Genomic DNA, 15,271 nt, shown 5'->3' on the forward strand with positions numbered 1-15,271 from the left:
AACATACAAGACCGGGGGCCGACTACTGTTGCCCGTACCCGCAACGCCGGTGCGGGCACCGAAGAAATCACGCGAGTGATCGCGGTCTGCCGGATAGCATGGCATCAGAAACCTGTCGAGCACCCTTCTGAGGATCTTTTTTGTCTAACAAGAACTACGCCAACTTCATCTGGAGCATCGCTGATCTGCTGCGTGGTTCCTACCGTCCGCACCAGTACGGTTCCATCGTCCTGCCGTTCACAATTTTGCGCCGACTGGACGCTGTGCTTGCGGAAACCAAGGCTGATGTTCTGGCGGAGTACGAAAAGTCGAAGGACGGCGGTATCCCGCTGACGGTGCTCCTTCCCCGGAAGTCCAAGCACGCCTTCTACAACACGTCGCAGTATGACTTCTCGAAACTCATCGGGGACGCAGACAACGTTCGGGACAACCTGCTGGACTACGTGCGCGGGTTCTCGGACAACGTGCGTGACATTTTTGAGAAGTACAAGTTGGAAGAGCGCATTGAAGAGCTGCACGACCACGATCTGCTCTTCCTGCTTGTACAGCAGTTTGCCGCCGTCGATCTTCACCCGCGACACGTCTCCAACAATGAGATGGGTTTGATCTTCGAGGAATTGATCCGTAAGTTCGCGGAGTCCTCCAACGAGACCGCTGGTGAACACTTCACGCCTCGCGAGGTGATTCACCTTATGGTGGACGTCCTTTTTGCGCCGGATGACAGCGATCTCGACAAAGCCAACATCGTCCGGTCGATCTATGACCCGACTGCCGGGACGGGCGGTATGCTCTCAGTTGCTGACGAGCACATCAGAAAGATGAACCCCGACGCGACCCTCACGCTTGCGGGTCAGGAACTGAACCCTGAGTCATACGCAATCTGCAAAGCGGACATGGTTATAAAGGGGCAGGACATTGGAGCTATCGCTCTAGGCAACACGCTGACCGACGACGGGCACCTCGGGAAGACGTTCAATTACTGCCTCTCCAACCCGCCATTCGGCGTGGACTGGAAGAAATCCCAACAAGCCGTCGAGAAAGAGCACAAGGAGTTGGGGTATGAGGGTCGTTTCGGTCCCGGACTACCCCGCGTCTCCGATGGCTCACTGCTCTTCCTGCTGCACTTGATCAAGAAGATGCGCCCGGTGCGCGACGGTGGCGGTCGAGCTGCCATCGTCCTGAACGGCTCACCGTTGTTCACGGGCGGTGCCGGTTCCGGCGAATCGGAGATTCGAAGGTACGTTCTGGAGCACGACCTGCTGGAAGCACTCATTGCCCTGCCGACCGACATGTTTTACAACACAGGCATCTCCACATATATCTGGGTGCTAACGAACCGCAAGTCGGAGGAACGGCAAGGGACTGTCCAGCTCATTGACGGTTCCCAGTTTTTCCAGAAGATGCGCAAGAACCTTGGCTCCAAAGCCAAGGAACTTGGTCAGGCTGACATCGACCGCATTGTCACCCTCTACGGTGAATACGCTGACGCGGACCCCAAATACAGCAAGGTCTTCACGACTGCTGACTTCGGATACCGGACGATCACCGTGGATCGCCCGCTCCGGATAAACTTCGCTGTGACCGGAGCGCGCCTATCAAACGCACTGGCTTCCAAGGGACTGGTGAAGCTGACTGAAGGCGAAACTGACGCGGTGCGCACTGCTTTGGCGGAGCTGAACACGGAGCACGTGTGGACCAACAGGGACGGATTCACGGCGGACGTTCGTACCGCAATTAAGAGGGCAGGAGTGAACCTCGCTGCACCGCTGCTCAAAGCACTTGTATCTGGACTCTCTGCCCGAGACGAATCGGGTGAGATCAGCACCAACTCCAAGGGGATCGCGGAGGCTGACCCGGAATTGCGCGACACCGAAAATGTGCCTTTAACTGAAGACGTTCAAGAGTACTTTGAGCGCGAGGTTCTGCCATTCGCGCCGGAGGCTTGGATCGATGAGTCCAAGACCAAGATCGGGTACGAGATTCCTTTTACCCGCCACTTCTACAAGCATCAGGAGACTCGCACCCTTGATGCGATTGACGAGGATTTGGATGCTGTGCTCGGTCGTATCCGGGCACGACTGGAAGCGGTGAAGGCATGACTGCACCGAATCCGTACCCCGAATACAAGGACAGCGGTGCCGAGTGGTTGGGCGCGGTTCCCAATACATGGGGAGTTCAGCCGCTTTGGACACTGTTTCGTCGGAGCAAACGACTTGGCTCAGGAGAAGAAGAACTCCTCTCCGTATACAGAGATTATGGCGTTATCCCGAAATCCAGCCGGGACGACAATCACAACCGCGCTTCCGAAGACCTGTCCAAGTATCAGTTTGTCAATGTTGGAGACTTGGTGATCAACAAGATGAAGGCATGGCAAGGCTCGGTCGCTGTTTCCGAATTCGAAGGGATAGTAAGCCCTGCCTACTTCGTTTTTAGGTCGCTCTCCAACCACGACTTACGATACCTCCATTATTTGTTGCGGTCAGGCCCATACATCGGAGCGTACGCCTCCATATCTAAGGGGGTCCGGCCTTCCCAATGGGACCTAGACCCCGAAAAGCACCGAGTCCTCCCCGTGCTGCTGCCATCCGTCGGTGAACAGCAAGCCATCGCTTCATACCTCGATCACGAGGCCGCCGAGATTGATGCGTTCATTGCGGATCAGGAAGAACTCATTGAACTGCTGAATGAACGCCGTGCTGCCACCATCACACAAGCGGTCACCAAGGGCCTTGACCTGACTGTCAAAATGAAGGACAGCGGTGTGCCGTGGATCGGGAAAGTTCCCCAGCACTGGGTCGTTGATAAGGGCACGCGAATCGGAAAGGTCTTCGGCTCGGAGATGATAAAGGAAGAAGACATCAACGAAGTCTCGGGCACGCAATTCCTCAAAGTGTCCTCCCTGTCCGTGGAAGGTTTTTCACTCCAGCCAACGCGATGGTTCGTTGAGCGGTATGCCGCTGCTCCCATTACTAACTTCATCGTATTCCCTAAGCGCGGAGCGGCTATTTTCACCAACAAGGTAAACATCGTTAAGGAACCAGCGTTTCTGGACCCGAACTTGATGGGTTGGAAGCCATACAAAGACTGCGATTCGAAGTTCTTCGCATACGTTCTTCAGCTAGTAAAACTGGAAGAAATAGCCGATGTCTCGACCGTGCCTCAGATCAACACGAAGCACATTGCAAGCCTGCGGTTGCCCAAGCCGTCGCTGGCGGAGCAGCAGGAAATTGTCGATTACCTCGACTTCGAAACTTCAGAGATCGACGCTGCCATTGCGGACGCTAAGGAAGCTATTGAGCTGTCCAAGGAGCGTCGTGCGGCGCTGATCTCCGCCGCTGTGACAGGCAAGATCGACGTTCGGGACCACATTACTGCTGGGCTGGGGGCTGCTAGTTATGGCGTTGTACAACGAGGTTGAGTTTGAGAAGGGGATCGCGGAGCATCTTGCTGCGCACGGGTGGTTGTATTCGGAGAACGGCACCGGCTACGACAAGGAGCTAGCGCTCTTCCCGGAGGATGTCCGTGCATGGTTGGCGGACACTCAGCCGCAGGAGTTGGAGAAGTTCGTAAAGCCCGATGACTCAACCGAGGTGCAGAAGAAGTCCTTTACGCGGCTTCTCACGCGCTTGGTGAAAGTGCTGGATACTCCCTTGGAGACCGGGGGCGGCACCCTCTCCGTGCTACGGAACGGGTTCAAGGCTACCCCGGCGAAATTCCGGATGTCCCAGTTCAAGCCCAATGACGACAAGAACCCGAAGACAGTGGCTGACTACGGCAGGATGCGGCTCCGGGTCATGCGTCAGGTGTACTACTCATCCAGCAACAAGAACAGTGTTGACCTCGTGTTCTTCGTCAACGGCCTGCCGGTTGCCACAATGGAACTGAAGACGGACTTCACCCAGACGGTGCAGGACGCCATGGACCAGTACAAGACGAACCGGCTCCCCGTTGACCCGACCACCCGCAAGGCTGAGCCGCTATTCTCCTTCGGTCATCGAGCACTGGTGCACTTCGCCGTGTCCAACACGGAATGCTTTATGACGACCCACTTGCAGGGTAATCAGTCTCGCTTTTTGCCGTTTAACATGGGCAACGACGGCCACAAGGGAAACCCCTCGAACCCCAGCGGCTCCCAGACTGCGTACGTTTGGGAGCGGGTGCTTCAGCGCGACTCATGGCTGACCATCCTCGGCAAATTCATGCATCTGCACGTGGAGAAAAGGGTTGACCCGATCACGGGCGAAAAGACCGTCTCCAAATCACTCCTGTTTCCTCGCTTCCACCAGTGGGAAGCCGTCAATCTGCTCGCGGACACCGCTGCTGCTGAAGGTCCCGGTCACCGATACCTCATTCAGCATTCGGCAGGTTCGGGGAAGACGAACTCCATTGCGTGGACTGCCCACCGCTTGAACTCTCTGCACAACGCAAATGGGAAGAAGATGTTCGATTCCGTCATCGTCATCAGTGACCGGAAGGTGCTGGATGGTCAGTTGCAGGAGGCTGTACAGCAACTCAACAAGACTGACGGTGTGTTCAAGGCCATCACGTCAGGTTCCGGCAGCTCCAAGTCCAAAGCGCTTTCCGCTGCGTTGCTTGGTGGCATCCAGATTATCGGTGTCACGCTTCAGACGTTCCCGTTCGCTTTGGATGAGATTGCAAAGAACAAGGGGTTGAAGGGTAAGTCGTTTGCGATCATTGCGGACGAGGCACACAGCTCCCAGTCAGGTGACGCTGCCAAGAACCTGAAGAAGGTGCTGACCTCCGGAAATGACGCTCCTGTAGTTGAAGGAGAAGATGATCCCGAGGTGGAGGAAGTGGTCCTCTCCACCGAGGAGGTGTTGTTGGAGGAGATGAACAAACGCGCGGAAAGCAAGAACTTGTCGTTCTTCGCTTTCACCGCTACTCCTAAAGCCAAGACGCTGGAGTTGTTCGGGCGGAAGAACGCCGCTGGCCTCCCGGCACCGTTCCACCTGTATTCCATGCAGCAGGCCATTGAGGAAGGCTTCATTCTCGACGTTCTGAAGAACTACACGCCGTACAAGCTGGCGTTCAAGCTCGCTCACAACGGGGTTGACTACGATTCCGATCAGGCGACCATCGAGAAGTCTGAGGCTGTCAAGGAACTCATGCGGTGGGTGAAGCTGCACCCGTACAACATCAGCCAGAAGGTTGTTGTGATCGTGGAGCACTTCCGCTCCAATGTCAGGCATCACCTTGCTGGTCGAGCCAAGGCGATGGTCGTCACAGGCTCCCGCAAGGAAGCCGTGCGCTACAAGGTGGCTATGGATAAGTACATTGCCGACAAGGGCTACAAGGACCTTGCCACTTTGGTGGCGTTCTCGGGTGATGTGGTGGACAGCGAGGTTTCCGCCGAGAAGCTGAACGAGATCAACATGAATCCCGGACTCCACGGGCGAGAGATTCCGAAGGCGTTCAACACTGACGATTACCAGATCATGCTGGTTGCCAATAAGTTCCAGACCGGCTTTGACCAACCGCTGCTTGTCGCCATGTACGTGGACAAGAGGCTCTCCGGCATTACCGCTGTCCAGACGCTTTCCCGGCTGAACCGTGTCACAACGGGGAAAGACCAGACCTTCATCATCGACTTCGTGAACGATCCAGACGAGATACTGGCTGCCTTCCAGCAGTACCACAAGGAAGCCGAGCTTTCCGGTGTCACCGACCCGGATATTGTGCATGATCTTCAGGCGAAGCTTGATGATGCGGGCATCTACGAGGAAATCGAAGTCGAGCAGGCTGCTGCGGCGTGGGTCGGGAAAGTCAGCCACGAAGCGCTGACAGCAGTTGTGGAACCGGCGCGCTCCCGCTTCAGAGCGAGGTACCAGAAAGCCCGTGATGCCAAGGACGTGGCAGCCATCGACGCTCTGGACATCTTCCGCAAGGACCTCGGTAGCTTCATCAGGGCTTACGATTTCCTGTCCCAGATCATCGACTATCAGGACACTGATCTGGAGAAGCGCTCCATCTTCTACAAGCTGCTCGCCCGCGTCATCAGCACCGAGAATCAGGATCGGGAAACACTGGACTTGTCCGAGGTCGTGATGACCCATTACAAGCTCCAGAAGCAGGCTAAGGCGGACCTGAAGCTCTCCGCCGAGGATTCAGTGGCACTGGACCCGATGACGGCTGCTGGCAGCGGGTCAGCCCACGAGGCGCAGAAAGCGCGCTGGGCGGAAATCATAGAGCAGATGAACACCTTCTTCGAAGGCTCTGGACTGTCGGATGCTGATCAGCTTTCGGTGGCGGAGAGCGTGATGAACAAGGCTTTGGAGAACCAGACCCTACGTGGTCAGGCAGCGGCGAACGGAAAGGTGGACTTCTACTCCTCACCGAAGATTCTCACCACTGTGGAGGACTCCGTGATCGAAGCGGGGGAGCAACACTCCAAGGGCATCGGCTGGGTGCTGTCCTCCGACAAGGTAGGCGAGATGGTGGAGCTGCTGAAGAAGATGGGCCTCTTCGAGAAGCTCCGGGACGAGGATGCGGCATGAGTTGCATTGATTCGACTCCGTCGGCACTGACCACTTTCAGTCGGGAGAGTAACCCTTAATGCAGCTCCCGACATCTGTCTACGGTGTTACAGCCCTCATCTTGCTGGTCATTCCGGGGGTCTCGTTCTCCACCGCTAGAACCCTTCTCATCGGACACAGAAACATAGACACGACTATTGGTGTGCGGATTCTGGAAGCTGTGTTCGCCAGCGTCGTCTTTGACTGCCTGTACGCCATTGTGTTCGGGAATCTCTTTACATTTGATGACCTGCGAGACCCTGATTTCGTTCTTAAGAATGTGGGACTGTTGGGGCTGCTTGTCCTCGCCTTGCTCATCACGGTCCCCTGCGTAGTGGCGCTTCTCATTTTTGGGACCACAACCAAGGTTCAAATAACGCGTGGTCCGTTGAAAGGGCGGACGATTCCAGTCCTCACTCGCAGTTACGAGAGCACGCCCACTGCTTGGGACAAAGAAGCGCAGCGCATAGAATCCGGAAGGTTCGTCCGAGTAAGACTTGAAGACGGTGCATGGGTAGGAGGCTGGTTCAGTACTCGATCCTTTCTCAGCACCTACCCACAGCCGAGAGACATCTTCATAGAGTCGCAATACGAAATGACCGATGATGGCGTTTTCGGACAGAAGATTGACGGCACGGCGGGCGTTTGGCTCGCGGTGACAGAAAAGTGTGTAATCGAGTGGGTAGCAAGCGCGCCCAGCAGCGAAGACGAAAGGACCCTTCATGAGTAACGAGAGCGCGACCAACAAGACGCTTCTAGGTGGTGCGGGAGTGAGGACGACTGTGACCAAAGGGGCTAAGCCGATGACGCACGTTCCCGAACCGAGGAAAGCTCCCACCAGCCCCTCAGGAACCTCGAAGCCAAAAGCCAATAAGGACTAGTCATTCGGTACAAGTGGCAACCGTCCTAAGAGCCGAACGCCATTTTGTGGCTTCTTTTCATCAGCGAGGAGAACGCTGTCTATGAAGCTGAGCCCCTTTGTAGTCACTCGTCGCTGTCCAACTTGCTTTTTATTGAATACAGACCCTGCGCACCACCATGGTTTGTGATATCGAGACCCAGTTCCTGAGTTGCGGTCAGCAGCATCGAGTCGGAGGCGTTGGCTGGGATGGCTGCTGAGACGGGCACGAATTCGTTGATGCCGGTCGAATACTCTGTGCCGAGTAGATATCCCAGTGGATCGGGTATTCGGATGTAAATCGGTGCGGCTCCGCTCCAGCGCATGTTGATGAGAGTCTCATAGCCTCCGGGTATCGACAGTTCGCGAGCTGTGCTTCCTACGAGTGCAACGAAGTCCGCGACGAAGCCTTCCGCTAGCTTGGCGTCAATGTGGTTTGGCTGAGTGTCGTTGGGTGAAGCGAAGCCGCCCACCGCAGCGGTAAGAGTTACCGATCCATTGTCGTGGATTTCAGCCACTGCAATCTTGGCAATCTCGCCCAGTTCGGTCGTCCGTCTCGGTCTCGGATGTCCGTCGATCCATCGGCGGAGCCCCATCCTTGGGTTCAGCCCGTCGATACGCTCTAGTGGTGTGTATCCAATGCGACGGGCGAAGGTGAAGCGGAGTTCGCGGGCTCTGCAAAAAACCGAACGTGCCTCCTCTTTGGTGAGTCACCTCAACGTTGAGTCGCGCGTCGCGGTCGGCAGCGCGACGGCACCCATCCACAACGTCGGGTAAACGTGGTTGCTGGGCAGAGTCGATTCGAGCAGATCGTTCAGGTTCTTTGAACGTGTGGCAGCTATGCCAAAACGAAGCCTGTATGCGTTGTGCAGAAGGCGTTCGGTCATCCATGCGGTGGCTGTCCCGTTCCGAAGCGGTGCTCCGAAATAGTCATTGTTGTAGATGAGATGCGGCGCGTCGGGGCTGTCCGGCACTTCAAGGACTAGCACGTTCTTGTCAGCGTCGGCGTTGATAAGGGGTGTGAACGCGATTCCAAGCACTGGTGGGTGAATGTTGCTGAAAGCTACCGAATGCAGCGTCCGGATTTTAGTGTTGGAGATGTCGCTGGTCCCGCAGATGCTCTCGGCAGCGGAAGTTGAACGATTCTCGGTTACTCCGAAGACGATGGTGCCGCCGCCTGTGTTGGCCATCGCTGCGACGTCCTTGGCGAACTCCTGCTTCCAGTCCGGCTTCTTGCCGTCCATGGGGAGACATTGCTTCCAGTCAAGGTCAGCTCGCTCAGTCAATTTTTGATCGACGGCGTCCTCGACCGTTGCGAATTCGAGTTTCCCCGGCTCGCGGGCGAGGGCTTTGGAGGGCGGTGAAAGGCATACCCACAGATTAGTCGGGGGTTGTCGCCGATAGCTGTTTATGGTCAAGGCCGACCTCTAGCCGGTTACGATCTGCGTCAGGTGAGCGGCTCGAATCTACGGGAGCAAGTCGTGAACCCGCACGCCGAGAGCGTCCGCGAGACCGTACATCGTGGCTAGTTTGGGGTTGGATGCCGGTTCTACCAATTTGGTGTGTCCGCGTCCGGATTCGAGAAGCTGCACCTGATTTTTGGTTATTCCCCCGAGTTGGGCCAGCTTTTCCTGAGTGAGGTTTCGCTCGATCCTGAGTGCCCGAATCGTCGCGCCAAGCTGCTGGGCGAGCACAGGGGACCAAGGCATATTCTGACCATTTCAATTTGGTCTTGTATAGGCGACCCTATGCATTAGGATTCTGATTATCGCGTCCGGGTGTGCCGCGAACGGTTGCACGCATTGGGGGAATCGTGAATTCAGTCTTGAAGCTGTCGATTGTGGGTGCGCTGCTCATCGGAGGGTCGGTGGCGGTGGCTGCACCGGCACAGGCAGCCACCGTTTGCTTCACCGCGGCCAATGGCGCGAGGGTCTGCTTTGACAATGGCGCTGGCGGACAAGCTCCGGGGTCAGGTAGTTCAGGAACTGTTGGTGGTGGTAGCAATACCGTCGCCGTTCCTCCGCCCCCTCCCGCACCTGCACCGGCGCCTGCACCAGCTCCTTATGTTCCGCCTGCATCGGCGCCTCGTCCGGTCCCTTATGTGCCTCCGGCTCCTAGTGTTCTTTCTCCTGTTCCCGCTTCGGTCCCTGTCGCGCCAGCAACTGGCGAAAATTTGGGTCACGTCACTTCCTCGACTGTTGGCACGGCGGCGCAGCAGGCAGGCGGCTCGAACGTCGATCCTGCGACCGGCGCTGCTGTGGCTACGGAGGAGGCGCCGTCTGCTCAGGCTCAGGTGAGCGCCGATCCGAAGGCGAAGGCCGAGGTTCCGGCCGCCACTGAGGCCAAGGGACCGGAGACCACCACAAGGCCGAGCCCAGTGCCAAGCAAGTCCGCAGAGCAATTGACCGCAGGACAGGCATCAAACATTGAGGGGTCTGATCCAACCGGATTGCTGGTCGCCATTGCTGCGGTGCTGGCGGCAATCGCGGTGAGCGCGTTTTTCTGGCTGCGGCGATCCCGCTAGACATCAATGGCCGATTGGCCTTGAACATAACTTCTACTCATGGGGGAAAGTTTTGAAACCGTCCTACAAGTTCGCGATGATTGCCATCTTCGCCGTAGCTTCACTGACCGCTTGTTCGCCCGGAATTGCCCAGTCTGCGGCATCGGCAGGAGACGTCGCCAAGTCGGGGGCCTCCAAGGCGGACAGGCCCGCTGGGTTTACCGACAATATTTCCGTCAACGGGACGCTCCCTGCTGACTGGCAGGGCGGCGGCGGCTGGCGTGAAACCACAGAGAAGAATGCTTCAAATGTCTTCGCTGTTGGCGACTATCTTGCGTACATCGCGGGGAATAAGTACGAAAAAGGGACGGGAGGTACCCTCACCAAGGCTGGCCACCTCGCTCTCGTGGACGGCAAGGGCGCCACCGTCTACACATCCAAGGAACAGACGGGCTTCCCGGTGAACCACAATTCGCTCAGCACGGTGACCAAGGACGGAACACTCTTTCTTGTTTACGTCGAGAGCGGGCTGAACAAGGGCAAGGATGACCCAAACAGCCTCGCTAAGACCCCCGAAGCTGTGGAGGTGTCTTTCGTGACAGTCCTCGATGCAAAGGGCAAAGAGCTATATACCAAGCAGATCGACGGGAACGTCACCGTTGATTCGAATACCGGGGACGCTGTCCAAATTAATGGCAAGACCAACGACCCTATAGCTCTTATGGACGTCTCAAACGGTGAACGGACACCCGTACCGCCCATGGCTGGCTATGACTGGATCGGAAACTTCGACGGCGTGAACATATACGACACGACGAGCACGCCGTCTACAACCGAATTTAACACGATGACGAGGACCGTCACCAACGGCAATTGGACCGTGACGCAGAAATTCCCTCGGGACACGTTCGAGTGGTCGGAGAAAGATAGCCCCGCAATGGTGGGACCGAACCTCGTAATCACTACCGACAGTCGGGATAAAGATAGATCCGGTCGCCCGACCATGAGCTCCAGTTTCCCGACCAAGACGTATGTGGCGATCAATCCCCACACTGGAAAACCTGCTGACCCGGCGTTCAGCGGTAGCCGTTTTGCGATCACGAGTCCTGACCGCAACTTCGTGCTGGCAGCCGATGGCGTCTACTCGGTCAAGGACAGGAAGGCTTATCCGATCAGCAAAACCGTTGATTTCAGTGTGCTTTCCATCTCCAATAACGGCGATGTGTACGGGACCAGCAACCACAAAACCGGAGTTGTCAACGTTCTCAAGGGCAGCGAACCGAAAGCCCTTCCCGGTGCGACATTGGTCCCTTTGGTGGTCTCTGACGGCGGACTCGCGGCGTTCAACGAGTCCACCGGCGGAACGAACACGTTGTTTGTCCTGAAGAAGTAAAGCCCCCGAAGCCAGTTCGGCGCATTGGCGGCGCCCACCTACAGGGCGCCGCCTGCGAGGCTCCGGGCGGCTCCCTCTGCCACCAGATCATCTTCGAGTTGCTGGCGGAGGTAAGCGTCCCGTGCGTCGTCATAGCCGCGACGAAGATATGGATGGTCGGCAGTCACCGCTGTGTGGATTGCCATGGCACGACGAACGGCAGTCAGCGTCCGTTTCTTGGAAACGTGTTCCCTTCCAAACGGGAGCACCGTCTCGTGGCCGGAACCATCTCGTTGGAACCAGACGACTGGGACACGACCCTCTGTCACATCAAATGCCGCTTGTGGCAGGGACTTCTGCTCCACAACGACGGCGAGGGATTCCAACTTTGCGAGTATGGCTCGCACTTGTTTTTCCGACGCACCGGCGAGCCCTCCGCCCCTCATAATGTCCTCGACCAAGCTCATCTACAGCACCCCGTCACTCAGCAAAGGCGCTCCGCCTTCTCCAATTAGTGCAGCCTGATCGCGGTACCGGGCGCAGAGAGACTCGTGGACTGCTAACGCCTCATCCTCGGTCGCACTGTGGATTTCGGCAATGCTCTGATCACCCAAGACTTTGGTCGTGAATATCTGAGGCGGTTGATTATTCGCGCGATCATGCCCCAGCCAGCGAGTTTTTACGAATACTCCTAGTGCCGGGAACTTTCCAACGGCAACGTCAGAATAGCCTTCCTCGCTGACTAGCTGAGACCACTTCCCAACGCTAATACGCTTAGAGTCTCTCGAATACCAAGGGCCTAGCACATCGTCCCCATTCCGAGTCCAACCGCGCAAGCGGTGCAAAAAGTGTCAGCATGTGGAGCTCGTTCAAAGTGAAGTGTCGCGTCCGCTGAAGTGATCTTCGAGGGTAGATTCAATTTCGATGTCTTGGAGAGCCAGTTGTGAAGGCGACAGAGCGAACAACCGCTAGATTGGTGAGTGATAGCCGAGTCGTGCATGCGTTGTTCATGCCTAGTAATGCCATAAGAAGCAGCCGGTGTGTACGCCCAGCGCCAAACGCCATCACCGCCTTGGGTAAGGCCCTCTAGTCGCCAACAGGTCCATTCATCGGCTTCGGCTGGGGGAGTGCAGTCGCCGCAGTCATAACAATCGCAGCCAAAATAATCCTCCGCATCAGTGCCTGAGACCATACCCACGGTCAAAGCAGGAGCATGACCTTCAACCGGAAAGACTGCGCCATCTTCCGCACCTCCCACCAACACGCCGTCAATACCGGTAGGGACGTGGTGCGCAACAAGGTGAGCTACTGAATTGACGAAGTACATCTTCGCCTTGACGTCTTCTATCGGAACGTTCTTCCAGCCGTTGGCGTGGAGATGCGCCTTGAGCGCCCAGCGCATGGCTAGCAGTGACGGGCGAAGGGATTCAATCGACGACAGGCTACGGTCAGCGATCTGGATCGTTGCTACTGCACGTTCCGGCTCCTGCACCGCGTCCCCCTACGAATTGTCAACCGACTTGAATATTTAAACATCTAACCAGCGGAAACGCCACGCCCCGCCGCCCCGGTGCCTAGCGCAGCGCCCTGCCCCATCGTCGAATCAGCCTGAGCGTAGGAAAAGTCAGTAGCGGCTTTGTCCAGTTCACCGGCAGACACCACCGCACTTCTTTACTACGCAACCCCTTCTTTCCACGCACCAATCAAATGACGATCACGGGCATGTAAAAGTATTCATTTTCTCAAATAGTCATACATAACAGCTAGACGGGGGATATCTCAGGGGGACCCGGCACATAGGGGGTAATGCCTTAAATGGAGAAGGGGGTGTGCAAACCATGTTGGTCTACGCACGACCCTCAGCTTTTCCGTTACAGCGCGGATCACTGCGCCAGTTCCCGTGCCAACTCTTTAGCCATTGCCCACGTCGGTCCGGCGAAAGCTGTGAGGAACAAGTTCACATGTGTGATCCTCAAATTCTGCGAACCTGTCGAACTCCATGAAGACCTCCGGCGATAACCTCATCGGCTTGGCGTCAGGTTAGGAGACCACCAGATTGTTTACGTGTGCTTCGTCAGGTTCGTCCTTGATGGCTTCGAGGGACGCAGCCTCGTGCAACTCACCGGACTTACGGCCCTCCGTCCTGCGCCTTGAGAGTTCAGTGTTGAATGCGAGAACATCGGTGCTGGTGATCACGGTCATTCCCCTTCCTTGTCGAACACATGGGGGGACGAAGTCGAACAGGCCGCCGAGGCCGTGCGCTGGTACCGGCGTCAGTATTCGCTCCGGCTTTAGAGTCATCAGCGCCATGAACTCCGCGTGACTCTCCCTAGTACAGCTCGGGCATTCTTTCCTAAACGCGATGTACTCGCGGCTAGTTATCTTGCCGTTTTCTTCGCTACTCGTGGGTCGTTCGGACGCGTTCCCGTGTCTCCTAAGTCTCGTCTACCACTTCCTGCAACGGTCCGGCCTAGTGCTCATGATTACTGCCCTTCGATTGAGTTCTTGGTGGCGACGCGTGCATTGGTGTGGATGCCCAAGCGTTCAGCCCGGAGGGCCTTGATGACCTGATCCAGTGCCGCTTCCGTTGACCACCTGAGGTCCTTCGGCATAGCGCCCAAGTAGTACTGAGCGTGCCCCACTTCATGCCGCAGCTCCTCGGCCTTGTCGATTAGTTTGCTGAGTGCGCTGACCTTGTGATTGCGTTCATTGCGTGACGCGCGCGCGATTTCCATCGGCGTCTTTTTGGTCATTTGCTTGCCCTTCGATTGATTGAGATGAATGGTCCGTGCCGCCACTGCGGTGATCACGGCAGGGAACCGGTTCTGCGATAAGGGGTGGTATTAAGCGAGGCTGCTGATGATGTACCGGATGTCCGCCACCATCTGCGGGGTGATAAAGCAGCCCCAGCTACTGCCATGACTTCGGTCTTGGCTGAAAGCACTCCGGTCGTACAACTCACTAACCTCGCCGGTCTCGTCGTTGGCCCAGCGGACCAACTTCGCCTTGATACCAAGGCTCTTCCGGAGGTAGGTATCAACTGCCTTACGCTGCTTAATGTTCGTAATCTCGAACTGAACTTCTGCCGCCTGCTTGATGTTTCGGGAGTATCCCCACATCGCCCCAGTGCCCGTCTCGAGCCATTCAGGTGGGGTCCAGAACTGATGCGCCTTACGGAGTGCCGATGGCGAATCACCGAATGCCGAAAGATACTTCATCACGTTTTCAGCCAGTGCCTTAGCGCCCTTCGTCCTCTCTTCGTAAGAGGTAGACATACTCAAGTACGCGGCGTCTTTGAGTTTGTAATCGCCTGACCAGCCAGCGATCCTTGCCCACAACTTTCTGAGTTCGTAAGCTTCGGAATCAGATAGCGCCGCTAGGAAGTTGACGTGAGCCTGCTTCGACTTCTTGAACTCGATGGTCCAAATATCGGCCAACTCGTCACCGACGATCTTCCGAGCGCCGCGCAGGAACCGTTCGATGTTCTCGTGAACTGATGCAGCATCCGTGATCATCAAGCGCGGGTAGCTCAGCACGAGGTACGCGATGTGCACGTCCTTATTCTGTTCAACACGTGCCGTGATGGCAGAAGTGTCCAACATCGTCATCGTGGTTTTCATTCGGGGCATCGTCCTAAAGTTCCAGCCCTGATTGGAACCCTTTTTTGGTTTCGTTTCCTCGATCTTTGCGATACCCGCACCGGCGGACCTCAGCAGCTCCCTGACCTCACGAACCTTCTCGGCTTCAGCGTGTTCTGCCCGTGCCAGCTTTGCCCTAGCGCGGAGAACCCTCTTGTTCTCCGTCAGTTGCTTGGGGAACTTTGTCCGCACCATGGAATCCCCGATGAGACTCAGTGTTCCAAATGACTGCTGATGAGTATTGGTGTGGGGTCTGTCGGAATGTGTTTGTATATCAATGTCCGTTGCCGGAATGAGTTTCGTTGCCACGAGATTTTGCCTTCTGAA

Annotated in this window: 13 protein-coding genes; 6 read left to right on the forward strand and 7 right to left on the reverse strand. The window is 56.6% G+C overall.

Annotated elements, in window-relative coordinates; all coding sequences use genetic code 11:
* Positions 1–140 precede the first annotated feature (140 nt).
* The 4 genes from ABC337_RS13860 to ABC337_RS13875 are packed head-to-tail and all read left to right on the forward strand — an operon-like array spanning position 141 to position 7,263.
* Positions 141–2,099 (forward strand): type I restriction-modification system subunit M, encoded by a 1,959-nt coding sequence (locus tag ABC337_RS13860; RefSeq protein ID WP_412883473.1) that lies wholly within the window; start codon positions 141–143, stop codon positions 2,097–2,099.
* Positions 2,096–3,418: a restriction endonuclease subunit S gene (locus ABC337_RS13865; RefSeq protein ID WP_412883472.1), complete on the forward strand. Its 1,323-nt coding sequence runs from the start codon at positions 2,096–2,098 to the stop codon at positions 3,416–3,418. The genes ABC337_RS13860 and ABC337_RS13865 overlap by 4 nt, the downstream gene beginning before the upstream one ends.
* A complete protein-coding gene (locus ABC337_RS13870) occupies positions 3,396–6,515 on the forward strand; it encodes a type I restriction endonuclease subunit R (protein WP_412883471.1) in 3,120 nt (1,039 codons plus the stop codon). The genes ABC337_RS13865 and ABC337_RS13870 overlap by 23 nt, the downstream gene beginning before the upstream one ends.
* 58 nt (positions 6,516–6,573) lie before the next feature.
* Positions 6,574–7,263: a DUF6338 family protein gene (locus ABC337_RS13875; protein WP_412883470.1), complete on the forward strand. Its 690-nt coding sequence runs from the start codon at positions 6,574–6,576 to the stop codon at positions 7,261–7,263.
* Positions 7,264–7,517: 254 nt separating this feature from the next.
* On the opposite strand, the gene ABC337_RS13880 is transcribed toward ABC337_RS13875, so the two are convergent.
* From ABC337_RS13880 to ABC337_RS13890, 3 genes are all read right to left on the reverse strand, one after another.
* Complete coding sequence (locus tag ABC337_RS13880) at positions 7,518–7,949, reverse strand: hypothetical protein (RefSeq protein WP_412883469.1); 432 nt, start codon at positions 7,947–7,949, stop codon at positions 7,518–7,520.
* A gap of 192 nt (positions 7,950–8,141) precedes the next feature.
* Positions 8,142–8,849, reverse strand: coding sequence for an AlbA family DNA-binding domain-containing protein (locus ABC337_RS13885; protein WP_412893241.1), 708 nt, complete (start codon positions 8,847–8,849; stop codon positions 8,142–8,144).
* A gap of 48 nt (positions 8,850–8,897) precedes the next feature.
* Complete coding sequence (locus tag ABC337_RS13890; protein WP_412883468.1) at positions 8,898–9,140, reverse strand: helix-turn-helix domain-containing protein; 243 nt, start codon at positions 9,138–9,140, stop codon at positions 8,898–8,900.
* 584 nt (positions 9,141–9,724) lie between these two features.
* Between ABC337_RS13890 and ABC337_RS13895 the strand changes: the two genes are divergently transcribed.
* Both ABC337_RS13895 and ABC337_RS13900 read left to right on the forward strand, forming a co-directional pair.
* Complete coding sequence (locus ABC337_RS13895) at positions 9,725–9,955, forward strand: hypothetical protein (RefSeq protein WP_412883467.1); 231 nt, start codon at positions 9,725–9,727, stop codon at positions 9,953–9,955.
* Between the two features lie 76 nt (positions 9,956–10,031).
* Positions 10,032–11,327: a hypothetical protein gene (locus ABC337_RS13900; protein WP_412883466.1), complete on the forward strand. Its 1,296-nt coding sequence runs from the start codon at positions 10,032–10,034 to the stop codon at positions 11,325–11,327.
* 38 nt (positions 11,328–11,365) lie between these two features.
* On the opposite strand, the gene ABC337_RS13905 is transcribed toward ABC337_RS13900, so the two are convergent.
* The 4 genes from ABC337_RS13905 to ABC337_RS13920 form a co-directional block, all read right to left on the reverse strand.
* Positions 11,366–11,773: a hypothetical protein gene (locus ABC337_RS13905; RefSeq protein ID WP_412883465.1), complete on the reverse strand. Its 408-nt coding sequence runs from the start codon at positions 11,771–11,773 to the stop codon at positions 11,366–11,368.
* Positions 11,774–13,346: 1,573 nt separating this feature from the next.
* Positions 13,347–13,508, reverse strand: a complete 162-nt coding sequence (locus ABC337_RS13910) for a hypothetical protein (RefSeq protein WP_412883464.1) — start codon at positions 13,506–13,508, stop codon at positions 13,347–13,349.
* Between the two features lie 281 nt (positions 13,509–13,789).
* On the reverse strand, positions 13,790–14,116 hold the full coding sequence (locus ABC337_RS13915; protein ID WP_412883463.1) for a hypothetical protein: 327 nt from the start codon (positions 14,114–14,116) through the stop codon (positions 13,790–13,792).
* A gap of 33 nt (positions 14,117–14,149) precedes the next feature.
* Positions 14,150–15,253, reverse strand: coding sequence for a hypothetical protein (locus ABC337_RS13920; protein ID WP_412883462.1), 1,104 nt, complete (start codon positions 15,251–15,253; stop codon positions 14,150–14,152).
* Positions 15,254–15,271: the final 18 nt, after the last annotated feature.

The sequence above is a fragment of the Arthrobacter phoenicis genome, assembly GCF_047238215.1.
Classification (GTDB): domain Bacteria; phylum Actinomycetota; class Actinomycetes; order Actinomycetales; family Micrococcaceae; genus Arthrobacter.

What these genes read in the sequence shown, in the direction of transcription:
- ABC337_RS13865 (WP_412883472.1), top strand. Translation starts at nt 2,096, where the DNA reads ATGACTGCACCGAATCCGTACCCCGAATACAAGGACAGCGGTGCCGAG.
- ABC337_RS13870 (WP_412883471.1), top strand. Translation starts at nt 3,396, where the DNA reads ATGGCGTTGTACAACGAGGTTGAGTTTGAGAAGGGGATCGCGGAGCAT.
- ABC337_RS13875 (WP_412883470.1), top strand. Translation starts at nt 6,574, where the DNA reads ATGCAGCTCCCGACATCTGTCTACGGTGTTACAGCCCTCATCTTGCTG.
- ABC337_RS13890 (WP_412883468.1), bottom strand. Translation starts at nt 9,140, where the DNA reads ATGCCTTGGTCCCCTGTGCTCGCCCAGCAGCTTGGCGCGACGATTCGG.
- ABC337_RS13900 (WP_412883466.1), top strand. Translation starts at nt 10,032, where the DNA reads ATGATTGCCATCTTCGCCGTAGCTTCACTGACCGCTTGTTCGCCCGGA.
- ABC337_RS13905 (WP_412883465.1), bottom strand. Translation starts at nt 11,773, where the DNA reads ATGAGCTTGGTCGAGGACATTATGAGGGGCGGAGGGCTCGCCGGTGCG.
- ABC337_RS13910 (WP_412883464.1), bottom strand. Translation starts at nt 13,508, where the DNA reads ATGACCGTGATCACCAGCACCGATGTTCTCGCATTCAACACTGAACTC.